The organism is Nonomuraea sp. NPDC049625 (assembly GCF_040675285.1).
Lineage (GTDB): Bacteria > Actinomycetota > Actinomycetes > Streptosporangiales > Streptosporangiaceae > Nonomuraea > Nonomuraea angiospora_A.
On sequence record NZ_JBFAOQ010000024.1, the window covers coordinates 102,634 to 125,425 of the forward strand.

At 69.6% G+C, this 22,792-nt stretch carries 26 protein-coding genes and 1 pseudogene; 18 read left to right on the forward strand and 9 right to left on the reverse strand.

Annotation, left to right across the window (positions count from 1 at the left end; genetic code table 11):
• Positions 1 to 397: 397 nt before the first annotated feature.
• From AB0J87_RS56960 to AB0J87_RS56980, 5 genes are all read left to right on the forward strand, one after another.
• Complete coding sequence (locus AB0J87_RS56960; protein ID WP_363983114.1) at positions 398 to 2,089, forward strand: hypothetical protein; 1,692 nt, start codon at positions 398 to 400, stop codon at positions 2,087 to 2,089.
• Positions 2,090 to 2,132: 43 nt separating this feature from the next.
• Positions 2,133 to 2,453, forward strand: a complete 321-nt coding sequence (locus AB0J87_RS56965; RefSeq protein ID WP_363983117.1) for a hypothetical protein — start codon at positions 2,133 to 2,135, stop codon at positions 2,451 to 2,453.
• A gap of 279 nt (positions 2,454 to 2,732) precedes the next feature.
• Complete coding sequence (locus AB0J87_RS56970) at positions 2,733 to 3,254, forward strand: hypothetical protein (protein WP_363983120.1); 522 nt, start codon at positions 2,733 to 2,735, stop codon at positions 3,252 to 3,254.
• 96 nt (positions 3,255 to 3,350) lie between these two features.
• The gene (locus AB0J87_RS56975; RefSeq protein WP_363983123.1) at positions 3,351 to 3,866 is read left to right on the forward strand and encodes a hypothetical protein; all 516 of its coding nucleotides are present in this window, start codon (positions 3,351 to 3,353) and stop codon (positions 3,864 to 3,866) included.
• 252 nt (positions 3,867 to 4,118) lie between these two features.
• Positions 4,119 to 4,982, forward strand: a complete 864-nt coding sequence (locus tag AB0J87_RS56980) for an NBR1-Ig-like domain-containing protein (protein WP_363983126.1) — start codon at positions 4,119 to 4,121, stop codon at positions 4,980 to 4,982.
• Positions 4,983 to 5,427: 445 nt separating this feature from the next.
• Here the strand turns inward: AB0J87_RS56980 and AB0J87_RS56985 are convergent, their stop codons facing one another.
• The gene (locus AB0J87_RS56985) at positions 5,428 to 5,679 is read right to left on the reverse strand and encodes a hypothetical protein (protein ID WP_363983129.1); all 252 of its coding nucleotides are present in this window, start codon (positions 5,677 to 5,679) and stop codon (positions 5,428 to 5,430) included.
• Positions 5,680 to 5,736: 57 nt separating this feature from the next.
• Here AB0J87_RS56985 and AB0J87_RS56990 point away from each other — a divergent pair, with 57 nt between their 5' ends.
• The 3 genes from AB0J87_RS56990 to AB0J87_RS57000 are packed head-to-tail and all read left to right on the forward strand — an operon-like array spanning position 5,737 to position 6,744.
• The gene (locus AB0J87_RS56990) at positions 5,737 to 5,976 is read left to right on the forward strand and encodes a hypothetical protein (protein WP_363983132.1); all 240 of its coding nucleotides are present in this window, start codon (positions 5,737 to 5,739) and stop codon (positions 5,974 to 5,976) included.
• A 57-nt stretch (positions 5,977 to 6,033) separates the two neighbouring features.
• On the forward strand, positions 6,034 to 6,237 hold the full coding sequence (locus tag AB0J87_RS56995; protein WP_363983243.1) for an LLM class flavin-dependent oxidoreductase: 204 nt from the start codon (positions 6,034 to 6,036) through the stop codon (positions 6,235 to 6,237).
• Positions 6,238 to 6,255: 18 nt separating this feature from the next.
• The gene (locus tag AB0J87_RS57000; RefSeq protein WP_363983135.1) at positions 6,256 to 6,744 is read left to right on the forward strand and encodes a hypothetical protein; all 489 of its coding nucleotides are present in this window, start codon (positions 6,256 to 6,258) and stop codon (positions 6,742 to 6,744) included.
• On the opposite strand, the gene AB0J87_RS57005 is transcribed toward AB0J87_RS57000, so the two are convergent.
• The 3 genes and pseudogenes from AB0J87_RS57005 to AB0J87_RS57015 form a co-directional block, all read right to left on the reverse strand.
• Positions 6,723 to 7,145 carry a hypothetical protein gene (locus AB0J87_RS57005; RefSeq protein WP_355211232.1) on the reverse strand — a complete coding sequence of 141 codons (423 nt, stop codon included), beginning with the start codon at positions 7,143 to 7,145 and terminating at the stop codon, positions 6,723 to 6,725. The two genes, AB0J87_RS57000 and AB0J87_RS57005, sit on opposite strands and share 22 nt — an antisense overlap.
• 196 nt (positions 7,146 to 7,341) lie before the next feature.
• Positions 7,342 to 7,481: pseudogene (locus AB0J87_RS57010) on the reverse strand (IS630 family transposase); the annotation flags it as partial.
• 21 nt (positions 7,482 to 7,502) lie between these two features.
• Positions 7,503 to 8,555, reverse strand: coding sequence for a hypothetical protein (locus tag AB0J87_RS57015; RefSeq protein WP_363983139.1), 1,053 nt, complete (start codon positions 8,553 to 8,555; stop codon positions 7,503 to 7,505).
• A 715-nt stretch (positions 8,556 to 9,270) separates the two neighbouring features.
• Between AB0J87_RS57015 and AB0J87_RS57020 the strand changes: the two genes are divergently transcribed.
• Together AB0J87_RS57020 and AB0J87_RS57025 are read left to right on the forward strand one after the other, a co-directional pair.
• A complete protein-coding gene (locus tag AB0J87_RS57020; protein ID WP_363983142.1) occupies positions 9,271 to 10,356 on the forward strand; it encodes a GRAS family protein in 1,086 nt (361 codons plus the stop codon).
• Positions 10,357 to 11,023: 667 nt separating this feature from the next.
• Positions 11,024 to 11,536 carry an NUDIX domain-containing protein gene (locus AB0J87_RS57025; protein WP_363983145.1) on the forward strand — a complete coding sequence of 171 codons (513 nt, stop codon included), beginning with the start codon at positions 11,024 to 11,026 and terminating at the stop codon, positions 11,534 to 11,536.
• A 224-nt stretch (positions 11,537 to 11,760) separates the two neighbouring features.
• Here AB0J87_RS57025 and AB0J87_RS57030 read toward each other — a convergent pair whose 3' ends face one another.
• From AB0J87_RS57030 to AB0J87_RS57040, 3 genes are all read right to left on the reverse strand, one after another.
• Positions 11,761 to 11,967 (reverse strand): hypothetical protein, encoded by a 207-nt coding sequence (locus AB0J87_RS57030; protein WP_363983148.1) that lies wholly within the window; start codon positions 11,965 to 11,967, stop codon positions 11,761 to 11,763.
• Between the two features lie 119 nt (positions 11,968 to 12,086).
• Positions 12,087 to 12,377 carry a hypothetical protein gene (locus tag AB0J87_RS57035; protein ID WP_363983151.1) on the reverse strand — a complete coding sequence of 97 codons (291 nt, stop codon included), beginning with the start codon at positions 12,375 to 12,377 and terminating at the stop codon, positions 12,087 to 12,089.
• An 899-nt stretch (positions 12,378 to 13,276) separates the two neighbouring features.
• Positions 13,277 to 16,705, reverse strand: coding sequence for a WD40 repeat domain-containing serine/threonine-protein kinase (locus AB0J87_RS57040; protein ID WP_363983154.1), 3,429 nt, complete (start codon positions 16,703 to 16,705; stop codon positions 13,277 to 13,279).
• A 38-nt stretch (positions 16,706 to 16,743) separates the two neighbouring features.
• Between AB0J87_RS57040 and AB0J87_RS57045 the strand changes: the two genes are divergently transcribed.
• The 8 genes from AB0J87_RS57045 to AB0J87_RS57080 all read left to right on the forward strand — a co-directional run bounded on the left by AB0J87_RS57045 (position 16,744) and on the right by AB0J87_RS57080 (position 21,531).
• The gene (locus AB0J87_RS57045; RefSeq protein WP_363983157.1) at positions 16,744 to 16,866 is read left to right on the forward strand and encodes a hypothetical protein; all 123 of its coding nucleotides are present in this window, start codon (positions 16,744 to 16,746) and stop codon (positions 16,864 to 16,866) included.
• Between the two features lie 325 nt (positions 16,867 to 17,191).
• Positions 17,192 to 18,067: an alpha/beta fold hydrolase gene (locus AB0J87_RS57050; RefSeq protein ID WP_363983246.1), complete on the forward strand. Its 876-nt coding sequence runs from the start codon at positions 17,192 to 17,194 to the stop codon at positions 18,065 to 18,067.
• A 419-nt stretch (positions 18,068 to 18,486) separates the two neighbouring features.
• Positions 18,487 to 18,612 carry a lasso RiPP family leader peptide-containing protein gene (locus AB0J87_RS57055; protein ID WP_355202015.1) on the forward strand — a complete coding sequence of 42 codons (126 nt, stop codon included), beginning with the start codon at positions 18,487 to 18,489 and terminating at the stop codon, positions 18,610 to 18,612.
• 82 nt (positions 18,613 to 18,694) lie between these two features.
• A complete protein-coding gene (locus AB0J87_RS57060; protein ID WP_363983161.1) occupies positions 18,695 to 18,808 on the forward strand; it encodes a lasso RiPP family leader peptide-containing protein in 114 nt (37 codons plus the stop codon).
• Between the two features lie 13 nt (positions 18,809 to 18,821).
• Entirely contained in the window at positions 18,822 to 20,636 is a 1,815-nt protein-coding gene (locus tag AB0J87_RS57065; protein ID WP_363983164.1) for an asparagine synthase-related protein, read from the forward strand.
• A complete protein-coding gene (locus AB0J87_RS57070) occupies positions 20,627 to 20,908 on the forward strand; it encodes a lasso peptide biosynthesis PqqD family chaperone (protein WP_363983167.1) in 282 nt (93 codons plus the stop codon). Before AB0J87_RS57065 ends, AB0J87_RS57070 begins: the two co-directional genes overlap by 10 nt.
• Positions 20,905 to 21,327: a lasso peptide biosynthesis B2 protein gene (locus tag AB0J87_RS57075; protein ID WP_363983170.1), complete on the forward strand. Its 423-nt coding sequence runs from the start codon at positions 20,905 to 20,907 to the stop codon at positions 21,325 to 21,327. Before AB0J87_RS57070 ends, AB0J87_RS57075 begins: the two co-directional genes overlap by 4 nt.
• Before the next feature lie 54 nt (positions 21,328 to 21,381).
• On the forward strand, positions 21,382 to 21,531 hold the full coding sequence (locus AB0J87_RS57080; RefSeq protein ID WP_363983172.1) for a hypothetical protein: 150 nt from the start codon (positions 21,382 to 21,384) through the stop codon (positions 21,529 to 21,531).
• Between the two features lie 129 nt (positions 21,532 to 21,660).
• Here AB0J87_RS57080 and AB0J87_RS57085 read toward each other — a convergent pair whose 3' ends face one another.
• On the reverse strand, positions 21,661 to 21,987 hold the full coding sequence (locus AB0J87_RS57085; RefSeq protein ID WP_363983175.1) for a hypothetical protein: 327 nt from the start codon (positions 21,985 to 21,987) through the stop codon (positions 21,661 to 21,663).
• A 310-nt stretch (positions 21,988 to 22,297) separates the two neighbouring features.
• Positions 22,298 to 22,726 carry a hypothetical protein gene (locus AB0J87_RS57090; protein ID WP_363983178.1) on the reverse strand — a complete coding sequence of 143 codons (429 nt, stop codon included), beginning with the start codon at positions 22,724 to 22,726 and terminating at the stop codon, positions 22,298 to 22,300.
• Between the last annotated feature and the right edge of the window lie 66 nt (positions 22,727 to 22,792).

Genomic DNA, 22,792 nt, shown 5'->3' on the forward strand with positions numbered 1-22,792 from the left:
GATCCTGCTGGAGGCGGCCGACCGGCTGGAGGAGGGCCGGCCGGCCGAGCGCGACGGCGCGGCCCTGCCGTACCGGCTGCTGGGCGGGATCGACGCGCTCTGGGCCGGGCACACCCACGGCAGGCACGGCTCCCGGGCGCAGGGGGCTGGACGTCGAGTTCGTGCGGCAGCGGCTCGCGTACGGCCGGCGCGAATCGGAGGCCTACATCGACCAGGCGAGTCAACGCCGCCTGAGGCTCGTGACACCTTTCTTGCCCGGATCCCATGACCGATGCCCTGGACGGCAATCTCACACTATGCGAATATGTGTTCGATTAACGAAGATCGTCAGCGGGAGCGGGTCCCGTAGTCATGCCGGGTGCTCGACTCTCCCCTTCTCCTCCAGAACGGAGTGCCTGTGCGCCCACCAACCTCTGCCCGTGCTCCCCTGTCCCGCCGATTAGTCGCCTGGGCCGGGACCCTGCTCCTGACGGCGGCCCTGCTCGTCACCCAGGCGCCCGTCGCCGCGACCGCCGCGGCCGCCGCGACCGTCACCGACCTCGGCGTCGCCGGGAAGGGCGGAGACGTGGTCGCGCGCAGCAGCAAGGTCTTCGTCGCCGCCGGCGACCAGATCGTGGTCACGTCCATCGACGGCAAGGTCATCAACACGATCCCCGGCCTGTCCGGTGCTGTCGCCCTGGCCTCGCCGGAGACCGGCAGGAAGGTGTACGCGGCGCTACGCGATTCGCATGAAGTGATCGAGATCGACACCACCACGCTCGCCATCACCAAGCGCATCGACCTCACCGCGTACCCGTGCCCGTCGAGCCTGGCGCAGTCGTACGATCGGCTGTGGATCGGATTCGGTTGCGGCGAAGCGGGAGGGGGAGGCGTTCTCGGCCTCATTCCGGCGGCGGCGACACCCACCCCCGTCCGGGTCGGGCCGGCCACGACCCGGGCTCCGCTCGTCGCCGTCGCCGGGAGCACGCTGGTGGCCGGGGAGCCGGGAGTCAGCCCCGCCACAGTCAAGGTGTACGACATCAGCACCACGCCTGCCACTTCGCGCGGCGAGATCCGCGGCGACGCGAACGGGCTGCCGGCCCTGCGGGATCTCGCACTCGCCGAGTACGGGTCGGCGGCGCTGTCGGCGTTGGACGGTACCCGCCGGTTCGACGCCTGGGACACGACAGCCCTGACGCGGGGCCGCGCCTACGACAGCAGCGGATTCGGCGAGCACGGTCTCCCCACCGCTGTCGCGGCCAGCCCGGACGGCGCCTACGTCGTGGGCGGCTGGAACTCCTCCGCGGGCGACGCGGCGGAGCTCGTGGTGTACGACGCGACCAACGCGGAGGTCATCTACACAGCCGCCCACCAGGGGAAGGCGGTGGTGGCGGGCAGCATCGAGTTCTACGGCACACTCACCTTCGCGGTTCTGAAAGAGCCCGGCACCGGGCGGATGCACCTCTGGCGGCTGCCGCCCTCGCCCTACCACTCCTCCACGCTGACCTTGACGGCTCCCTCCAAGGTGACCGCGCTCAAGCAGTCGACCCTCAGCGGACGACTCACGCTGAGCAGCGGACTGCCACCCGGCGTACAGACGCTCGAACTGTACCGCTGGCTCCCCGACGGCACCTCCAGGCCGTTCCAGGAGATCACCACGGCGGCGGACGGGACCTACCGATTCACCGACGCCCCGCCGTCCATCGGGGCGTTCAAGTATCAGGTGTACTGGCCGGGCAACTCATGGTTCCGGGGTAGCGGCTCCTCGGTGACCGTCACGGCGGCCTTGTACGAGCCGACGCTCACCGTGACCGGACCGGCGACGGGCAACGTCGGCGAGCGACTCGAATTCAGCGGGACCTTCGGCGCCGACGGCATCACCTTCCCGCGGACGATCGTCACCGTCTCGCGCAAGGTCGTCAGCCCGGATGGCACCGTCACCTCGAAGGGCCTGGTGAAGCTGGCCCCCGCCGCCGACGGGTCGTTCAGCTTCTCCGATACGCCGACCACGGCCGGCGAACACACGTACACCGTCAACTTGCTCGGCAACTCGACCATCGAGTCAGCGAGCACCACCCACGTGGTCACCGTCCTCCAGCCGCCCGCGTAGCATCCCGACGCCCGGGTGACGGCGACCCGGCTCGCCGTCACCCATGCTTGCCCACGCCAAGGGACTACAGATCGCCAAGACAGCCATGGTGGAGGTCCGCCTGAGCGTCGGCGGAACGACACCGTCCATCGACTGGATCGCGGCGGCCGCCGACGTGTCCCGCCGCACGGGTGAAGTTCTCACCCGAGCCCTCCTCGCTTACTCACCACAGTCGCTCCCCCCGGGCCGCCGCCTCATCCGGCTGACCGTCGACCCGCCGCTCGATGCCGGTGACAACCGATGCCTTGCCGCCCTGCGAATTGTTGGAGTGCCGCAATTGCTGCGACACTCCGAGGCGGGCTCGATGTGGGCACTGATCGTATGAGGCCGGGAAAGATTCCACCGGCACGTTGAATCCCTGTCGCAAGTTCCTGACCTGCGGATTCGATTGTCCTAATAGCTCTGGACAATGTTTGGATGATTGGACGGGGCAGATCGCTTGCCGGTGCCGGGCATTGGCGGTCAGAGTGGTGCCGTTCCCGGCGACAGTGTTCGGTATCGACGCCATTGGCAGGTGTTCGGATATTCCGCTGAATCTCTGTGCGCGGTTGATCGGGGACTCCCGAGTCGGAAAGTGCAGAGGATTTCTTTGAAAGGAGATCCGATGATCGGACGAAAAGGGATTACAGGAGCGGCTCTCGTCGTCGGGTTGACGGCCGGGCTCATGGCGGGGTCGTCCGCGTCGGCGCAGACGGGGCTGGGCGTCACCGCCGCCTCGGACAGCTCGGCCGTCCTGGCGCCGGGCTGGTCGGCGAAGTCCTACCTGGGGATCGGGTACCACGACCGCTGCAAGGGCTGGCAGCGGATAAAGACCCCGTACAGGACAGGCGCCTACATCACGACCAGCAGGCAGGTCCACTGCGAGAAGGGCGAGTGGGGCCGCCGGGCCGTGGTCAAGACGAGCCTCCAGCAGTATCGCGGGCTCGGTTTCTGGCGGACGAAGGCCACCTCGGAGGTGAAGAAGGGAAGGGCGGCGTTCACCGTGACGACGACCCCTTCGTGGAAGTGCTCCGGCGGCAGTCAGCTCTACCGCAACCAGACGAAGGTGCATCTCTACTCTGTCCTGCGCGGCAGCGAAGTGGCCACCCTGTACAAGCGGTCGCAGGAGCGCCGGATCCGGTGTTGATCCCGAGCTGGGACGGGGACACAGCTCGGCCGGACTTCGGCCCTTGGCGCTCGCGCGAGCGCCAAGGGCGTTCTCTTCCGAAGGAGGGAGCGGCGGATGAGATCGCGTGAGAGCAGGCATGTCCCGGCGTGGCGCGTGATCGTCGGCGGGGTCGTGCCGGCCCTTGCCATGGTGCTGTGGGCAACGGTCTCGGTGGCGGAGGAGGAACCGTACGAGGACGTCAAAAGGCAATACATCGCCGCCGTGGACGCGGTGTGTGAGGAAGCGTCCCGGCAGTCGGATCTCCGCGAGGAGCCACCTGCGAACCTGCCCGAGGAGGTGGACGAGCTGCGCCGCGCGTCGGAGTCGATGACCGGCACCATCGCCGCGATAGAAGCGATCGCGCCGCCCGATGGTGACGTCCCGCAGGTGCGGAACAGGTTCTTCGTGCCCGCCAGGGCGCTGGCCGCGAGCCTGCGCGAGCTCAGCGGACGCGCGGAGGCGGCGATGCGCGCGGGCAGGGAGGGCGAGGCGAAGAAGGCGGTGGAACAGTCCTTGGAACCGGACGAGAACGAGAAGGCATTGCGATCCTTCGCGGCGGGGTACGGCTTCCGGGCATGCGCGGGTGAATGACCGAGGCGTCCAAGCAACCCGCAGATTTCCGGACTTATTCGGACAATTCAGGTAATCTCATTTGCTCTCAGGCGTCACAGGCCATGCCGGGTCGTCGGCACGGCCGGATGACGGCGCCGGATAGGGCAGGTGAAGATGCCGGAATTACCGGGGACGTCAGGCTCGCAGGGAGACGAGCCTGACCCGCAGTGGACGGGCAGAGGAGCTCGGCCCGGGCGAAAGCCGGTCCGGCCTGAACCGGCCGCGGGCCCGGTGGCGGCCCTCGCGTACCGCCTGTGGGAGCTCAAGGCGGAGGCGGGCGACCCGTCCTTCGCGGAGATGTCGACCCGTATGGGCGCGGCGGCCTCGAAGTCCTCGCTGGCAGCCGCCGCCCGGGGGCAGGTCCTGCCGACCTGGGAGACGACGTGGGAGTTCGTCCGGGTCCTCGCCGTCGACCGGTTGAGGCAGGACGCCGAGGAGGCCAGGCGCGAGTGGCGAGCCCACTGGGAGCGGGCCGCGAGCGCCGCCGCACGTAGCGAGACCACCGAGGGCCGTACGGGTCACGACGAGACCCGCGCCGGACCCGCCGAGGCCCGTGCCGGGCGCATCGAGACAGAGGTCCGTATGGCGGAGCATCCCGAACGCCGAACCCGACCTCCCCTTGCCAGGAGGCCGGCCATGATCGCGGCGGTCGCGACCGCCGCTGCCGCCGCCGGTGCCGCCCTCTTCACCTGGTTCTCCCCGCTCTCCGGAAAGGACGAGCCCACCGCGCCGAACACCCCGGCACGGGCCGCCTCCCCCTACGACGATTCCGCCTTCGAACAGGACGTCACCCATCCGGACGGCACGGTGGTGAAAACGGGGACGGAGTTCACGAAGATCTGGCGGATCAGGAACACCGGCACCATCCCGTGGCGGGGACGCTTTCTCACCCGGCTGAACGACACCCCGTGCCGCGCCCCCAAACGGGTCGAGATAAGCCCGGTCCAGCCGGGCGAGCCCGTCGACATCGCGGTACGCGTCCGCGCATCGGACTCCCCCGGCAGATGCAAGATCTACTGGAAGATGACCGACGAGACCGGGACCCAGTTGCTGTCCGCCAAGAAGCCGATCTTCCTGGACGTGGTGGTCGGCTGATCAGCTCTCGAAGCGTGTCTTGGAACCTGCTGACGTAAAGGGCTGGTCCGATCTTGTTGATGTAACCCTGGTGAGCGGCCGGCAGCTGCAGGACCTTGCCGCGCCGGTCGGGCTGGTCAGGACCGGTAGCGGTGGCGGGTCGCTCCAGCGGCCCTGGGGTGGCCGGCCTGCCAGTTCGCGCGTGAGGCGGCAGGTCATCCGGTGCACGGTGGCCCACCAGATCATGACCTCGTGGTGTCCGGGCTTGCGTTCATGGATGCGCACCATCACGATCTTGCACCGACGCTGCGGGTGCCGATTATTCAACCGGCCAGGTCAGGCGGCATCCTGAGAGCACGATGCGGCCGGTGCTCGCCGTAGAAGGTCCGCAGCGCGTGAAGAAGATGGCGCTCGTTCCGGATCAAGGTCCGGTCCAGCAGGGACCTGGCTGTGGTGCCCACATCCTCTAGTCCATGACAAGGTTACGGCGGGTGGCATGCTCGATGACCGCCAGAACGTACGGGCGAGCGCCGATGAGAGTACGGACCTCGAAGAAGTCGCATGCCGGCAAGACACCTGCCTGGCTGCGCAGGAACGCGGCCCAGGTCGTAGCCGTCCGCTCGGGAGTCGCGACCTTGATACCAAGCGCGGCCGGCTCACCGTGAATGCGCCGGTAACCCCATGAGCCGTTCTCCCGTGCCAGCCGCAACACCAGCAATCAAATGGCCGGGACGGTACGCGGACGTCCGCGCCGGCGAGGCGAACCGGCTCCGGCATGACGGCGCCGCAGCAGATCGCGGTGCCGGCGCAGGACGGTGTCCGGGCAGACCAGCAGCACAAGGCGCCGAAGCTTGTCCTTCGGCAGGCGGTGAAGCAGCCCAGCAAGGAGCCGATCAACTCGCATGGCCGCCCGCCGGTCTCCGGAGTCCTGCCCGTCGCCGATCTCCAAGCGCTCCTGCGGTACGACCCGACCGGCTCACACGGCGTCCCGATCAAGCCTGACCGGCCAGGCTGACGGACGATCCGGTCACGCCCATCGCACCATCCCTTTTCTGAAGGAATCAGTGACCGTCTGGCCTGGTCGACGCCGGAGCCTTTCACGACGTCGGCCGCCGCAGCCGGCGCCACCTCGCGCATCCAGCTCCTGACCAGCGTGCTTCTCGCGCCCCTGCACGCCAACCATGCACTGTTCGCCAAGGCCTTCGCCACCCTGGACCAGTTCGCCGGGCCCGGCCGCCTGCGGCTGAGGCTCGCCCCGCCCCGTGGCACTCGGTGATGTACGCGCTCGGACCCGATGGCATCGGCGCTTACTACGCCCGGCGACGAGTACGCGCAATACGGCATCTCCATCGCCTACACCGAACCAGAACAGCTCACCGCCGCGATCGTCGCCTTCGACCAGATCGGCTGTGACGAACTGATCTTCATGGGCAACGATCCCGACCCCGCACAGGTGGACCTCCGTGCCGACGTGATCAGCCTCTGGTGCGGTGACCACGAACCTTCACCGGTCCGACGCGGGGAGAACCCGCCCCAGGACGTCTGCCCGGCTTGTCGAGCGCCTTCGATCGTAAACATGGGGGCCACGGGCCCAGCCGTGGCCCCCATGCCCGCTACCTACGATGCCTCTATCGCTCGTAACGCCGGCGCCTGGCGGACGCCACCGGCGTTGCTCGTCCGGCCCAGGCGCAAGGCCCGCCACGCGGGGGCCACCGATCCAGGTCTTCCTCGATCCCTCCGCAGGGGCTTTCGCGGGGAAGGTCAGGAGCCGACGTTCCAGTAGGTGCAGTGCCAGGAGCCGCGCGTCTTGACGCAGGCGCGGAAGCTCCGGTAGCCGCCCGGGTCGTCGATGGCCCACGTCTGGGCGCCGGTGCGGCCTCGGTGGACCGTACCGTGGCAGGCGTGGTAGGTGCGGCCCTTGGTGTCGGACCAGTCGAGCGAGACCTTGTCGCCCGGGCGCAGGCCGTAGCCCTTGACGAAGTAGATGTCGCGTCCGCCGTAGGCGTTGGCCTTCATGAAGAGCCTGACGTTGTAGCCGCTGACGCGGTCGACCTGCCGACCGGAGCGCGGGGTGTCGATGTGAGGTCCGCAGGAGTAGTTGATCGGGCCCGCCGCTGCCTGGGCGGGTACGCTCGCCACCGCCAGGCCACCCGCCAGCACCGCAGCCCCCACCAACACCTTCATCGTAGAGATCATGGTGTCCCTCCCCTGATCCGAAGTTGATGATCGAAAGGTAGGGGAGCGCGTGTTGAGGAACCGTTGAGATCTTGCTCAGTCGCGGCCGACCCTGGCCTACCGCCGCGGCTGAAACCGGCACCTTGGACCCTCGCACGCACACCACGGAGGTGACCGGAAACGATCAACGGGTCGGGTGAGGGTTTCAGGCCGCGGATTTGAGAGGTCGGCCGCCCCAGCGGATGCCCTTCGGATGCGGATGCGGGCGCGTTCGCGGCGTTGGGCGGCCAGCACGGCGGGATGGCGAGCGTGGGTGTCGCGCCAGGCCAGGTAGGCGTGAACAGCAGTCGGATCTTGTGCTGGGTGTCATCCCCGTTTCGGCCCGTCAGGCTCGTGGACGTGATCGAGGGCGCCCGGGAGCGGCGCCCCCTGTCCGGTGCTGACCTGATCGTGGATGAAGGGCAGGTAGGCCCCCAAGAACGCACCGTCTTCCAGCAGTTCTCCGAGTTGTCCCGGTTCGAATTCCGGCGAAACGAGCGGGACCTCACGGTTCAGGGCGCGGGGGCCGACGAGCACCAAGATCCTTCCACGGGCGCCCGCTGCCGGCAGAGCTTCAGCCCAAGCCGTCGGGAGATCGAGCGCTCCCAGGTAGAGGTGGCCGGGCGGCTCATCTTCCTCGAACGGTTCGGCGACCCGTAGGGCCACCCAGTTCGGAACGAGGCTGCTCTGATACCCCTGCACGAGCCGCACCGACCAGCCAGGTTTGACGGTTGCCTCCGTGAAGCGTTCGCCGAATCCGGCGGGGAGCCAGAAAACTCGCTCCAGCTCCGACAGCCACGGTGCCGTACCACGACCACGATCCTCGGCCACCGCGACGGTGATGAACAGGGCCGGTTCTGGGGCGCCTTGCGGGTCGAGGCCGAAATCGGGCGGCAGCATGACCGGCCGGGGAGTGATGGCGAACGTGCCTTCCGACAGAGACTGGTCGCGCAGACACATCGTTGTATGAGCAGGCGCGCGCGAGATGTCTCTCCGGTTCACCCAGAGCAGCTGGGACGGCGCGCAGCGGGCGTGGTTGCGTCGGAGCTCGAGCAGCTTGGTCGCTGGGCTGAGGTCGGGGTCGTAGCTGGTGACGACGATTTGTACGGTGATGTCCTCGGCGCTGGCGTCACTGGGGTCCCCGCACGTGTAGCACTCGGATACCCCGTTGCGCATAGAAGCGAGCAAGAACTCTTTGTCCTCGGCCTCCTCGTGCGGGACACCCCGCCGCCCCTCCCCCGCGAGAAATCGATCCACGTCATCGGCGAAGATGTAGCGTCGGCCATCACGAATGGCGGTGAGGGCCTCCTGGTACTTCTCGCCCGTACGCTTGACACGGTCCCGGACCTCGCGGCCGAGATCTCGGTTGTCGTGCGGCATGTCTCATTCCAGTCCGGCGGCTGGCCGTCCACGCCTGACCCCGCCTGGTTGAGATCCGCAGACGCGCGTTGGCGCCAAACTCAAGGGACGGAGATAATCGCTCGTCGTCATCGCCACTACCCTGGGGTGGTGTGTCGCCCCCGCGTGGAGGGGCGGCCCAGAGTCCCCGCGTACCGGGGGCTGGAGCGCCAGCACCTGCACCCTACACCAGCGGCGAGCGCTCAGAGAGCGGCCTCGCTAGGGTCATGAAGCGTACCCGGCCTGACAGGCGATTGGGATCGCGATCACTCCTGTTCCACCAGCCGCGCCACGGATGACGACTCGACGAACTGGTGCGCTTCGACCTATCCGGTCCGGCCTCCACCGAGATGGCTGTCCATCATGGCGTCCTGTCGGTCCACAACACGGATCCCTCGGATAACACTCGCCATCCCAGGAAATCAGCTCAGATTCTCTTGATGTGCCGTCGGCTAAACCTGCGACTGCGTGCCAACACCAAGAAGGCGTACACGATCGCGCTGCGCGCTCTCGCCCGCGAACTCGGTGCGCGGTCCCGCTGACGGGCCTGGAGGGCGAGACCGGTGCCCGCCGGCCACGCCGACGTCGTCGCGCGGGCGCGTCCTCGTCCATTCCTGACCGTCAAGCGCATCCCAAGTTGACGACAAGAGCATCGCGGCATCATCGATCATTACCGACGTCGAAGGAGGGCTTGAACGTGAATTCCCATGCATTCGACCTGCTGTGCCGTGCCGTCGAGGAGACGGACGCGGGCCGCGCCGACACGGCGGGGCGCTGGCTGGAAAAGCTCCGCAGTGTGATCAACCCCGAGAAAGCAGGCGGCGACGACTTCCTCTATCTGCTTTATCACGACGCCTTGGCCGCCCGGCATGGAACGTGCCAAGACGAGCGGGACAATCTCTATCTCCGCAGCTTCGAGCGTCCGCAGATCCAGCTGTTCGACCTGGTGGCCGCACACCTGCCGATCGTGAATCTGGCAGGTCGCATCGGCGGAGCGCTCCTCGCCGGGCATCTCGCCGGTCAGGACGAGGCCACCATGCTGTCGGTGGGGATCGGCTCAGGCGGCCAGGAGGCGGCGGTGCTGCGGACGCTCGCGGACCGCGATCAGGCACCCGGACGGCTGACGGTCATCGGGGTGGACCCCGCGTCGGCCAGCCTCCGCCAGGCCGAACAAGCCATCCGCGACACCGGTGTCACGCTGGACTTCCACGGAGTGCCCCGACTCGCCGAACACATGACCGGCGAGGACTGGGACCTGGTACGCCGTGCGCCACGTCCGCTGGTCATGAACGCCGCGTTCGCGCTGCACCACCTCCGAGACGGTACGTCCGGCGTGGACGAGCGGAACACGTTCTTCGAAAGCCTGCGCGCGGCCGAACCGGACGTCGTGGTGCTGTGCGAGCCGGACTCCGACCATCATCGGGTGTCGCTCCCCGAGCGTTTCCACAACTCGTGGGAGCACTTCCACGCCGTCTTCCGGCTGATAGACGCGCTGGAGGTGACGGCCGCCGACCGCAACGCGATGAAGCTGTTCTTCCGCCGCGAGGTGGCCGACATCGTCGGCACAGCCGACGACAAGGAGCGCTACGAACGTCACGAGCCGACCGCCACCTGGCTCGCCCGGCTGCGTGAGGCCGGGTTCCACCCGATGCCGGCGCCCCCGTCCGCGGTGCCGGAAGCCGCTACTCCCGCCGCCATCCGTCAGGATCCGGACAGCGTGCGCATCGGATTCGAGGGCGAGTCACTCGTCTCCGTCCTGTACGCGGTGCCCGCGCGGACGTAGCCGGCGACCTCGCGGGAACCGTGCCCAGGCCAGGCGTGCTGGTGATGATCGCAGCTTGCTCGTGGCGGGCGCATAGGACAGCCAGCTCTTCCTCGAGCGCATCGATGACGCTGCTCATGGCCTTAATGACACTCCGAAGGAATGCTCTACCTCCTCGGGTTGACGGAGTTGCTGTTGGCGGAGTTGGGTGGTCAGGCGCTGAGGCAGACCGGCGTCGATTCGTCGACCGGCCCTGCGCAACGATGCCTCTACCCGCCCCGGCGGTCAGCTTGGCCGCGCTTCGCGGGTCGGGTACGGCCCGAAGCACCGCCAGGGCTGTCCGGTGGGCCAGAACGGGGAACGCGGTCAGCGCGGCCGGATAGTACTCACGCAACAGCGAGCGCAGCCGGTTGACCGTCTGCTGACGGGCCCAGATGGCCTCTTGATGTCGCCGAGCGACCGCCTTGATCCCGCGTACCAGCGTGCTGGCGGCAGACATGCGCCTTCTGCCCGCACTCGCTGTGTGCGGTTGTGTTCGTGTGGCGATCGAGCAGGTGGCTTTCCATCGGGGTGTTCGCGCTGGGGGCCGTCGCTCGTGTTGCGTTTCCGAGTAGGTCATGTGATGCAGATCACTGGCTTGGGGTGCTCGTAGAGCAGATTGTCGGTGGTGCCTGCGATCGTGTCCTGCGTGGGCGAGCTGGTCGAGCGGGTGGATGAACGGGACCGCGTGCTGGGGGTCGCGGACCGGGCAGAGGCGGAGCGTCGGCGATGGATGCATCGGATCGCGACGACGATCTGTCGCGATCCGATGCGGCGGATCCTCGTGCTGCGCCGAGCTGAACAGCTCACTCGCTTTCCCGGCCACTATGACGTGATGGTCGGCGGTGCCGTGGACGTGGGCGAGTCGTATGAGGACGCGGCGGCCCGCGAGCTGTTCGAGGAGCTGGGTGCCGACGTCCCGGTGCGTTTCATGTTCAAGTTCCTGTGCCGGGATGGGGTCAGTCCTGTCTGGTTCGGGGTGCATGAGGCCGTGATCATCGAGCCATTGGTTCCGGACCCGTCCGAGATCGCTTGGCATGCCTGGCTCACAGAGCTCGAACTGCGGGAGGCCGTTGATCGATGGCCTTTCGTTCCCGGTGGGCGAGAGGCGTTGCGCCGATATTTGATATCCGGGAACGAGGGCCGGCCGGCGGCTGGCTGATCGGCGGCATCATGTCGAGTGGGTGGCTCAGCTGCATGGCCCGATGCCCATAGTCCGGGCTGGCAGCCGACGTACTCGGGTGTCGCGGTCGTGCTGGCGGCGGAGTTGGAGGATCTCTTCGTGTTGAACAGCGAGGCGCGAGAGCGCTTCGTTGCGGAAGTCCGTTAGTTCTTCGACCGTCTGACCTTGGTGGGCGAGACGGTCTTCGAGTGCGGCGATCTCAGCTATGAGTCGGTTGATCGGGGCGTCGCGGGGTCGGGAGTCTCTCCGGCTTCGCGAATGACGGCGAGCCGTGTTTCGAATTCTTCGCGCAGGTGGACGTAGGGGCGGGTGCCGTAGAAGGCGGTGCGGTCAACGCCGGATTCACGGGCGAGGGTCTTGATGTCGCATCGTCCGCCGGGTGGCAGGTCGCCGAGGAGGAGCGGGTCCATGACGGCCCGGATCCGGGTTTCGTTGTGGTGGCGTTGCTGGGGAGTAAGTCTCACGGGTGTGCTCCGGCAGCGGTGTCGATCGCGGCGATGACGCGTCTTGCGCGGTCGTGTTCGGGCTTTCAGGCGGGTGCGTTCGGTTCGGCGGGTCGGGCCGAGTTCGCCGAGGAATGCCTTGCTCCGGTCGGCGTGGTCGGCCGCGCGTGCACCCGGGGTGCGCCGTAACTGCCCCGCGAGCGCGCGTGCACCTCGGCGACGCGCTCGGCCGGCTCGGCGTCGCGCACGGCACGCGGCCCAGGCATCCCGCTGCGGCGGGCATAGAAGGCGGCACGGGAGACTCCCAGCAGTTCACACGCCAGCTTGACGCTATGGCCGCCCTGTTTCTCCGCCACGATGAACAGGTGCACGATCACCGGTCTCCCTCACCAAGAAAGACGTCGCTCGCTTGAGCACGTCGACGTCCTGGCGAGGACGCCGGTTCTCCCGCCGCAATGCCTCCAACTCCTGCCGCTCGCTGCTGATCGGTCAGCGATGAGGCGTCGCAGTGCCGTCTGGGCCCGTGGGCCCCAGGGGGCCTTGCCGCATGGCCGGCCGTGGACACCGGCATCGCCCGACGTGGAGGCCGACGAGAGCACGGATCACGGCCCATCCGCGGGCACGGCGCAGGGTTACGGCGTCGGGGGCGGGCCAGTGAGCGCCGTAGAAGCCGTCGGCGGTGCCGTCCGGCAGCAGAGTCGAGGCGGCGGCGAGGTCTACGGCCGGGTCGCCGGCAAACACGCCGCCGAGTCCATCACGCCGCAGCTGGTGCCGTCCGCAGTGAGGATGTTGGCCGGATACAGGTCGCCGTGGAGTCGGACGCGGCGTCGGCTCAGACCGCGCGGACGGTGTCTGGGCCGGGGATCAGCTCCAGCTCAGCGGCTTCGGTGAGCTGCTTGGTGAAACCCCTCAGAGCAGTCGGCCAGCGACCCTTCGCGGCCAGAGCGGCCGGCGGGCGCCTGCAGGGGCGGGTTGGTGAAGAGCCCGCAGGAAAGCGGCCAGGACATCGGCGGCTTCTGCGGCGCGCGTGATGGGGGACGCGGTCGGCAGGCGTGCCCGGCACCCAGGTGGTGACGATCCAGGGTCGTGGAGATAGGGCGGAGGGCTCACCGAGGTGCTGCGTGTCGGCGTACCGGCAGAGGAAGGCGCGGGGCGAGGGCGGGCAACGAACGAATCACCGGCGAGGAAGACGAGCGAGCGTGGCCGAACAGCGTCTGGATGCCCTCGACCCCGACCACCTCACTGGTTGCTCCGGTATTCCCCGAGGCCGTACTGGCTAGGGGCACATCGTGAACGGTTCGATGCCAGGAAGGTGGCGGGACCATTCACCGGCGGTGAGCGTACGACCGGCGCGCACGCACAGGGTCGCGGCCACGTGCCGCTCGTCCACGTCGAACACACGGATCGTGCCGTCAGGGGCGGCAGTGTGAAGTTTCGTACCGTCCGCGGAGAACGCCACCCACCCGCCGTCGGCGCCGTCCGCCGCCTGCTTGCCGTCGAAGACGACGCCAAGCGGTCGCCGGCTCGGCACGTCCCACAGACGTACGCGCGAGCCCTGCTCGTACGTCGCGATCGTGCGCCCATCAGGCGACCAGGCCAGCATGGTGGCCTCGCTGCCCGGCACCGCGGGGAACTCGGCGATTCTGGTCCTGACGTCGCCGTCCCACAGGGTGAGTCGGCCGGGCCCGGAGAAGGCCACCTGCCGGCCGTCCGGGCTGAAGGCGAAGGCGCCGGCGAGCTGCCCGGTGCCCTGTTCGGGAGGCCGGGTGGCGCCCTTCTCCGGATCGATGAGCTGGAGCGGGTTTCCGGTCACGAGCAGCCGTCCGTCGGGGCGGAAGGCGAGGTCGTTCGCGCCCGTTCCGGTCTGCGCTCGTCGAGATCCGCGTTCGAGGTCCCACAGTTCGACGCGACCGTGCTCCCCGTAGCGCGACACGGCCAACGTGCGTCCGTCCGGACTGAACGCCAGCGCCCGGGCGCCCTGCTCGACGCCGCCCCCCAGCTTGAGCCGGGCCGACACTTTGTACCCGGGCAGATCCACGATGTGGACCGTGTCGTCGGCGGCCAGGGCGAGCCGGCGGCCATCGGGACTGAAGGCGGTCGCGCCGCCACCGCCCGACCGGCTGATCAGTTTCATCAAAGCGCGGCCCGTCACCGCGTCCCTGACCTCTATCCGGTCCTCCCAGATCGCGGCCAGCACGCGCGTGGAGGGGTCCAGCCGTACGTTCCCGCTCTCGCTGCCGCCGCCGATCGGCGGGTCGAACACCATCGAGACGTCCTCGGTGTGGACGGCGCCGTGTTCGTCCAGATAGCGGACGGCCCGGTCTGCGAGGTCGAAGCGGAGCCCGCCGACGAAGGCGGGCATGGCCTGGCTGTATGCCGTGTCATAGTTGGAGCGCCGCTGAAAGGTCAGCTGCTCCCGGCCGCCCCAGTGGGCGATGAAAGCGTCGCCGAAGACGAAACCGGCCTCCGGGCCTACCCGGTCCTGGCCCATCACCTCCTCACCGGACGGCACCTCGAACATACGGATCCTGCTCGTCTCCTTCGAATTCACCAGCTCCGTGGTCATCATCATCTTGCCGTCGTCGCTGAAGGTGGTCTGGTTGATGACGCCCTTGTCCCGCTCGAGCGACGGGATCGGCGTCCTCTTGCCCCGGCGCAGGTCCCACAACTCCGCGTCATGGCCCTTCACCACGTAGCCGAAACGGCCGTCCCGGCTGATCGCGTTGAGCGCGGCTCCCGAGGGAGCGGTGAGCCGCTTGCGCTTGGCGACGTCCCACCATTCGGGCAAAGCTTTCGCTCCCCAGGGGATGGCGAGGTAGCGCCCGGAGCCGTCGAAGCTCAACGTGCCGCCGCCCGATCGCCTGCCTTGACGGGCGATGGGGGCGCCGAGCGGTCTTCCGGTGCGCGTGTCCCACAGCCGTACCCCCTCGTGGTCGAGGAGGGCCAGGGTGTGCCCGTCGGGGGCGAGCGCGGCTTGGGACACCTCCGCGCTCACCCCGGACAGCACGCCGATCCGGCGTCGGCCGGTGACGTCCCAGATCCTGGCCGTGCCGCCGTCCACGGACACGAGCACGCGGCCGTCCTGGCTGAGGTTCTGCACGGTCGCGGCCCTGTAGTCGGGGTCGAGGAAGACGGAGGCCGTGCTCTGAGAGAGCGAGTCGTAGAGCGCGCCGCGGGTCTCGGGCAGCCCCGGCCTCAACCGCCAGCCGGCCACGCTCAGCAGCTTCGCGACCTGAGGATCGCTCTGCCGCAGGTCGGCGGCCCGCAACGCGAGCTCCCGCGCCAGCGCGTCGTCGCTCTGGCGGCTCGACTGTCTGCGCAGGTACTCCGCGGTGCCGAGCCCGCCGAGCGCGACCACGAGCAGTACGGCCAGGGCCGCCGCGACCAGACGGCGTCTCCTCGCCCTCGTACGGGCCAGGCTCACCGCCTCGCCGAGGAACTCGCGTTCGCGCCGTCCCAGCGTGAGGTCCTTGTGCGCGGCGGCGGCCCACTGCAGCGTCCCGTCGAGTGCCGAGCCGTGCAGCAGGTCGGCCGGTCTTCTGCCGTGCTCGTTCCACAGCGCGGCCGCCTCGGCGAGTCGCCGGTGGACGGGCAGCCCCTCGCGGTTGCCCGCCACCCAGTCGCGCAGCCGCGGCCAGGCGTGCAGGAGGCCGGGCGTGGCCAGTTCGTACGCGGCACCGGACCGCGTGACCAGGCCCGCGGCGCCGAACACGGTGAGCATCGCGTCCACGGCCTGCGAGTCCGGCAGTTCGTCCCTGCCGACGGGCCGGAGTTCGTCGCCGTCGATCATCCGCAGGAACACCTCGGGCGCGGTCGCACGCTCGGCCTCGGTCAGCTCGCCGTAGAGCTCCTCCGCGATCGCGCCCAGGTCGGGCTCGGGCCGTCCGGTCAGGGCACCCGCCTGCGTATGGCCGCGTTCGAGCAGGTCATCGCCGCGGCGGAGCGGCGCCTCGCCGCCATGGCCCAGCAGCCGCAGCAGCACCTCCCCGGCAGCCGGCCGCTCCGTGGGATCCCGGGCGAGCGCTGCGGCCACCAACGCATCCAGGGGCTCGGGCAGGCCGCACACGTCCGGCTCGAACTCCATCACCCGCCCGACGACGGAGACCGGATCCCCCGCCTCGATCACGTCCTTGCCCCGGGCCGCGAACAGCACCACCATCGCCCACGCCCACAGGTCGGCCGCCTCGCTCGCGCCCCGCCCCGAGAACACCTCCGGCGGCATGTATCCGGGCGTGCCCATGATCGGCCCGCTCGTCGTCGGCCCCACCTCACGGGCCACACCGAAATCGATCACGCGGGGCCCGTCCGGCCCCATGATGATGTTGTCCGGCTTGAGATCGCGATGCACGATCCCGCCCTGGTGGATGGCGGTCAGCGCGGTCGCCACCCCGATCGCCAGCCGGCGCAGCGCGTCCTTCTCGTACGAGCCCGACTCCGCCACCACCCGCCTCAGGCTCGGCCCCGGCACGAACTCGCTGACGATGTACAGCGGCGCCGAATCGACCTGTGCCTCGATCACCTTGGCGGTGCAGAACGAGGCCACCCGCTGGGCCGCCGCCGCCTCCTTCGCGAGTCTGGCGCGTGATTCGGCGCCGTCGTACCTGGAGACCTTGATCGCGACCCGCTCTCCCGCCTCCCCGTAGCCCTCGTAGACGACGCCCTGGCCGCCCGCGCCCAGCCGGCCGGCCAGCCAGTAACGACCCAAACGCCGCGGGTCGGATGGGGTGAGAGGAATCATTGAGCGTGCCATTTCGGGAAATTCCGGATGGGCTGAAGGTCAAGGACATCTGCCGGATGCCGAACATCGGCGTGGAGCCCAAGCACGCCAAGAGCGTACGCATGATCGGCCGGGGCGTCCTCATCTAACCCGAATCAGGCCTCTCCATCCTGCGTCAGCCGCACGCGCTCAATGAACCTTTTTCAGGCTCCGCGGCGGTCCTGGAGGAGAAGTCGCCGCCGTGGTGTTGTTCGCGAACGCCGCCGGCGGCGACACGATGACCAGCGCCATCGCGGATGGAGTCATGGGTGTCGCTACCGTCCGGCGCTGTCACCTGCCCGGCTGGCGTTGGCGTCGATCCTGCAGTTCGGTGAAGGGCTGTCCGACCGGCAGACGGCCGAGGCCAGCGCTGTTCTCGGCCGGGCCATCGGTAAATGTCGGCGTTCGGCAGCAGGTAGCCGCTACCGTGCCTCCATGTTGGATGCGCACGAGCGATTTGTGGCCTCCGGGCCGCTGCGGATTTGGACTGAGCGGTTCGGGGATCCTGGGCTTCCCGCTGTTTTGATGGTCATGGGGTCGGCTGCTCAGGGTGTCAGTTGCCCTGATGCACTGGTTGGCCGGCTGGTTGAGCGTGGGGTTCAGGTGATCCGGTTCGATCATCGGGACACCGGTCGGTCCAGCGTTGTCGACTTCGATGCCCACCCGTACACCATCGGGGACATGGCTCGCGACTGCCTGGCTGTGCTGGACGGTCATGGACTGAGCTCCGCTCATGTGGCTGGGACTTCCATGGGCGGCATGATCGCGCAATGGCTGGGTGTGCACGCGCCGGACCGGGTCCGGTCTTTGACCGTGATGTCCAGCTCGCCGATGGGTCATGATCCGAGTCCGGCGTGGGCACGGGCGCTGGCCGGGGAGCCGGCCGACCCGGATGATCTGCCGCCGCCGTCGCCGGCGTTTCTCGCGCATATGGCCGCCGGGCTGCCGCCGGGGGTGGAGTCCGACGTGGCCTTGTTCCGGGTCTTCAACGGGCCGGTTCGGCCGTTCGACGAGCGGGCCGCCCGGGCGATGCTGGAGTTGGCGCTGTCGCGGGCTACCGACCCGGCGGCCGCGGCCAACCATCACCGGGCCGTGTGGATGGATGCCCCTGACCTGCTCGCCCCGCTGTCGTCGATCACCGCGCCGACCTCGATCGTGCACGGCGACCAGGATCCGGTCTATCCGCTCGTTCACGGCGAGGCCCTGGCTGCCGCGATTCCGGGCGCGGTACTGCGCGTCGTGCCCGGGATGGGCCATGTCATGACGTCACCCGGCCTGCCCGAGGAGGTCGCCGACCTGATCCGGCTGTGACCCGCCTTGCGGGGGGCCGTGCCGATGAACAGCCGCGCGGTCGGCCCCGCGCCAGCCGGGGTCGTGATCGGGTTGACGCCGTCCCACTCGGTCAAAGGGGCGCAGTGCCATCTCCACTCCACCTGTCGCTCGCCCGCACAGCAGGCCGGCAGCGCACTACCGGTATCGCCCTGGCCCCGGCACACCATGGCCACCGCTCCGCCGTACGCGGTGACGTCTGGAGTGAAGAACGAAAGCCAAGGCGCTCGTGGGCGTGCTTCCGGACGGGCTCGCCCTGTCTGAGCGCGTGACTTTCCGCTGCGGTGCCGGGCCTGGCGTTCGAGTGTGTCCGAGTGTGTCCGACCTCCTGTTGGACAGCGAGAGCGTAGGTCTTCACTGACGGTGACGCGGCGATCCGCCGCACGGACGAAGGGACTGTCATGATCGACAACGAGCGCACCGAGCCGTACGAGCCCCCGCGGATGCTCGAGATCGGCGAGTTCGGGCAGCTGACCCGCGGCTACGGCATGCTCAACATGGACTGGGCCTACTACTACGCGGGGTAGTGAGGCCACCGTGCCCATCGAGTCCCACGGAGTCCGGTACGGAGCCGGACAGCCGGCACATCCCAGGAGAAAGGCACCACTCATGGTCGACAACGAGCCGTACGAACCCCCGCGGATGCTCGACCTCGGCGAGTTCGGAGAGCTGACCCGCGGCATAGCCGGGCCGCTGATGGACCTGGCCTACTACTACCAGTGAGATGAGGAGTCCGGTGCGCAAGCTGAGCGGCGAGGAGTTCGCGGTGCTGTCCGACAGCGCCGCCGGCGAAGCCCTCGCTGAGGCGCTGCACGGCGCGGTGGTGCTGAGCTACGCGTCCGGCCGTCCCTGTCTGCTGGCCGCCTCGCCCGGCGAGATCGTCCACGCGGAGGCGGGCCACGCGCGGCTGGCGGTGATCGGCACGTGCCCGGTCACCGCCGGTCGGCTCCGGCGGATGGCGGCGCGGCTGCGGTGCCTGGCGGACGCCGACGCGGTGGCCGCGGCGCTGCCCGGCAGTTTCCATCTGGTCGCCGTCGTGGGCGGGCAGGTTCGGGTGCAGGGCACCGCTTCGGGCATGCGGCGGGTGTACTACGCGCGGGCCGGCGGGGCGGTGGTCGCGTCCGGTCGGGCGGCGCTGCCGGCCGCGCTGACGCGGGCGGCGGTGGACGAGCAGGCTCTGGCGATGCGGTTGCTGATGGCGGTTCCGCCGGCGCTGGCCGAGCCGCTGTGGGAAGGGGTCGCCATGGTGCCGCCCGGTGAGGCGGCGCACATCGACGCGGACGGGGTGCGGCTGCGCGCCTGGTGGCGGGCGCCGGCGCCGGAGGTAGCGCTGGAGGAGGGCGCTCCCGTGGTGAGGGCGGCCCTTGAGGAGGCCGTGGCCGCCCGGATCGGCGAGGGCGCGGTGGTGGCCAGCGATCTGTCCGGCGGTCTCGATTCCACGCCGGTCAGCTTCCTGGCCGCCGCGGCGGCCAGGAAGCGGTCGGCGAAGCTGATCACGTTCCTGCTGGCCATCGACGATCCCGAGCATGACGACCCGGAGTGGGCGACCCGGGCGCGGGCGCACCTCCCGGGCGAGCACGGGGTGGCCCGGCCCGGTGAGGTGCCCAAGTGGTTCGCCGGGGCGGCCGAGGCCGTTTCCGGGCTGGACGAGCCCACGCGGTGGCTGCGCGCGCTGGCCCGCGAGCTGGCGAGTTCGGCGCTGCTGGCCGGGCGAGGAGCGGCCGTGCGCCTGACCGGGCACGGCGGCGACGAGGTCACGCTGCTGCCCGACTGCTACCTGCACGACCTGGCCCGTCGCCACCCGGCGGCGCTCTGGCCCCACCTGCGCGAGCGGCGGTCCAGGGCCCGATGGCCGCTGTGGGCGTGCGCCCGCGCGCTGGCCGACCGGCGCCCCTATGCCGCCTGGCTGGCGGATCAGGCGCAGACGCTCAGCGCGCCGCTGTCCCGCTTCCGGCCGGACTTCGGATGGGAGCAACCGCTACGCCTGCCTGACTGGACGACCGAGGCTGCGACGGACACGGTCCGCCGGCGGCTCGTCACGTGCTCGGCCGAGCCGTACTCCCCTCTGCGCGCCCAGCACCAGAGCCTGTCGAGCGTCCGTACCATCGCCGCCTCCCTCGACGGCGTGCGGGGCCTGACGGGCCGCGTGGGCGCCCCCATGCACGCCCCCTATCTGGACGACCACGTCGTCGCCGCCTGCCTGGCCGTGCGGCTGGACCAGCGGGCGGTGCCGGGCGCCTACAAGCCGCTCACCCGGGCCGCGATGCGTCCCGTCATGCCGGCCGAATGTTTGGAACGTACCACCAAGGGCGAGTTTTCGGCCGACATCTACCAGGGGCTGCTCCGCCACCGCGACCAGCTCCTGACCCTGCTCGACGGTTCGCTGCTGGTGGAGCGCGGCCTGGCCGACGCCGCCGCCCTGCGCCGGGCCTGCGTGCGCACCCCGGCCGAGGGCGGGCCGGGCGTGATGGCACTCGACGTCTTCATCGCCGCCGAGAACTGGCTACGAGCCCTTCTCGCCTACCCCACCCAGGAGGAGTCGTGTGCGTAAGGCTTCGCCCCGGCGTCACTCTCACCCCGATCGACGAGGTTGCCGTGCTCCTGGACGAGCGCACCGGCCGCTACCGCCAACTGAATGCCACCGCCGCGCTCGTCCTGCGCAGCCTGCTGGCGGGACACGGCCAGGACGAGGCCGCCCGCGACCTCGTCCGGACCCATCCGGCCGCAACGCCCACCGCCGAGGCGGACATCGCCGCGCTCGTCGCGCAGCTGCGCGCCGCGAACCTGATCGTCGAGACCGTCGACCGGGAGCAGCCGCGATGAGCGTGCCCATGGTGCCCGCCGACCGGCCCGCCCTGCCCTGGCGCCGCCGCCCGCCTGCGCTGGCCGCCGTGGCCGCCGCACACCTGATCACCCGCCTGCCGCCGGCCCGCATCCGCGCGGTGCTGGCCTTCGCCCGCCGCGGCGCCGCGCCCGCGAGCGCCGAGCAGGCCAGAGCGGCACGGGACGCGGTGATCGCCGTCAGCCTGTCGTGCGCCGGGGAAGGCTGCCTGCCCCGCTCCATCGCCGCCGCCCTGCTGTGCCGGTTGCGCGGATGCTGGCCCACCTGGTGCACGGGCATACGGGTCCACCCGTTCGGCGCCCATGCCTGGATCGAGGCCGACGGCCAACCCGTCGACGAGCCGCCCCGCCACTACCGGGTCACGATCGCCATCGCCCCGGACAGAGAGCTTCGAAGATGAGGGTCCGATGGCAGGGCCGGAGCGGGCGGCCACCTCGATCGAGGAGATCACTGAATGGACGAGCCGCTGGAAGCGCGGTTCCGGATCGCCTCACCCACGCCGGCGGCGGCCCGGCGTGGCACCGAGGAGTGCAGCTCAGACCGCCGGCCCGACCAGCAGCTCGGCTCGGGTGAGGACGATGCGTCCAGCCGGTGGCATGTGTGAGCCGTCCATCGCCGGTGAGCACCAGAACCGTTCGGGAGGGGAGTCACCGGCGCCGCGGCGGGTGTTTCCCCAGGACGGCACCGAGGGGCGCGGCTGGATCCAGCGGGCAGGGGAAAGAGGCCCTGCGTCCTACATGACGGCGATCATCGTCGACATCTCCATGGTGTCGTGCCTCGCGTGTGCGTGGGCGACTCCGGCGGCAGCGTCCGCGAGCGTCGGCCATCGCCATTCGCTCAGCATGTGGTCGGGCTGGAAGCCCACGGCGGTGAATCGATAGCAGCCCAGCTCGGCGACGTATCCGGCGGTCCCGACCAGCACCTTGCCCTCGAGGTGCACTTGGGCGCCGCGCCGGTCGTAGCGGATCGTGTAGTTGTAGGCGGGCCAGAGCCAGTCCGTGACCCTGACGCCTCGCGCCACGCCTTCCGCGTCCCGCCAAATATGCACGCTCTCCGGCACCCAAGCTCCTTCTGATCTTTGCCTCACCAAGCTAACGAGACAGCTCGGACATAAGTGCCCGAGTACCGGCCGCGCAGGAGCTGACCAGACAGAACTTCAGGTTCGCCGCCGTTCTGCGGGGGCTGGCTACTCGACGACGTCGCACCGTTCCTGCCCCAAAACCGCCGCACCTCCTGGACACGGGGGCCAGGAGGTGCGGGGCTTGTCGTGCTCCTCGGAGGTCAGCTTCGCCGCCACCGCCAGTACGGGTCGCTGCGGGCCCACGGTATGGCGCGGCCCAAGGAGGCGATCTTGGTTGCCGACGGGCCGATCAGGGGCACTTGGCCCGCATGGTGGGGCTGTACCCGTTGCCGCCCCCCATGAGGTGCCCCATCAGGCGGTAGGTGAACGTGGTGCCGCGCTTGCACCCCTTGTACAGAGTCTTCGGCCCCGGGGCGTTGTAGGTCGTGCCCGCGATCTTCTGCCAGCCCCACCAGCGCTTGCGCTGGAGTTGGATGGAGACCCGCGCGGACGACCGGCACCCCGGGGCCCACGAGGTCGCCGCCACGTGTCCCCTGCGCATCTCCGGCTTGTAGACGCGGATCTGGCACGAGGTCGCGGTGGTCGCCGCGGTGACGCCTGCGGGGGCCGCGGCGGCCGTGCCGGACTTCGCCGTGGGGGCCGCCTGGGCAGGGGCTCCGACCGCGAGTCCGGCGGCCACGACCGCGGCACCGAGGATGGTGGTCTTAATCGTTCGCATTGCCTCTCCTTGGTCGTACCGGATGCGGAGAACGTAGCCTCGCGCGTGTTGAGAGGCTGTTGAGAA

Bases quoted from the DNA above. Each gene is read 5' to 3' on its own strand.
- AB0J87_RS56965 (WP_363983117.1), top strand. From the start codon at position 2,133: ATGCTTGCCCACGCCAAGGGACTACAGATCGCCAAGACAGCCATGGTG.
- AB0J87_RS57015 (WP_363983139.1), bottom strand. From the start codon at position 8,555: ATGCCGCACGACAACCGAGATCTCGGCCGCGAGGTCCGGGACCGTGTC.
- AB0J87_RS56975 (WP_363983123.1), top strand. From the start codon at position 3,351: ATGAGATCGCGTGAGAGCAGGCATGTCCCGGCGTGGCGCGTGATCGTC.
- AB0J87_RS57030 (WP_363983148.1), bottom strand. From the start codon at position 11,967: ATGGACCCGCTCCTCCTCGGCGACCTGCCACCCGGCGGACGATGCGAC.
- AB0J87_RS56970 (WP_363983120.1), top strand. From the start codon at position 2,733: ATGATCGGACGAAAAGGGATTACAGGAGCGGCTCTCGTCGTCGGGTTG.
- AB0J87_RS56990 (WP_363983132.1), top strand. From the start codon at position 5,737: ATGACGGCGCCGCAGCAGATCGCGGTGCCGGCGCAGGACGGTGTCCGG.
- AB0J87_RS57060 (WP_363983161.1), top strand. From the start codon at position 18,695: ATGGTCGACAACGAGCCGTACGAACCCCCGCGGATGCTCGACCTCGGC.
- AB0J87_RS57000 (WP_363983135.1), top strand. From the start codon at position 6,256: ATGGCATCGGCGCTTACTACGCCCGGCGACGAGTACGCGCAATACGGC.
- AB0J87_RS57055 (WP_355202015.1), top strand. From the start codon at position 18,487: ATGATCGACAACGAGCGCACCGAGCCGTACGAGCCCCCGCGGATGCTC.
- AB0J87_RS57050 (WP_363983246.1), top strand. From the start codon at position 17,192: ATGTTGGATGCGCACGAGCGATTTGTGGCCTCCGGGCCGCTGCGGATT.
- AB0J87_RS57090 (WP_363983178.1), bottom strand. From the start codon at position 22,726: ATGCGAACGATTAAGACCACCATCCTCGGTGCCGCGGTCGTGGCCGCC.
- AB0J87_RS57075 (WP_363983170.1), top strand. From the start codon at position 20,905: ATGAGCGTGCCCATGGTGCCCGCCGACCGGCCCGCCCTGCCCTGGCGC.
- AB0J87_RS57005 (WP_355211232.1), bottom strand. From the start codon at position 7,145: ATGAAGGTGTTGGTGGGGGCTGCGGTGCTGGCGGGTGGCCTGGCGGTG.
- AB0J87_RS57080 (WP_363983172.1), top strand. From the start codon at position 21,382: ATGGACGAGCCGCTGGAAGCGCGGTTCCGGATCGCCTCACCCACGCCG.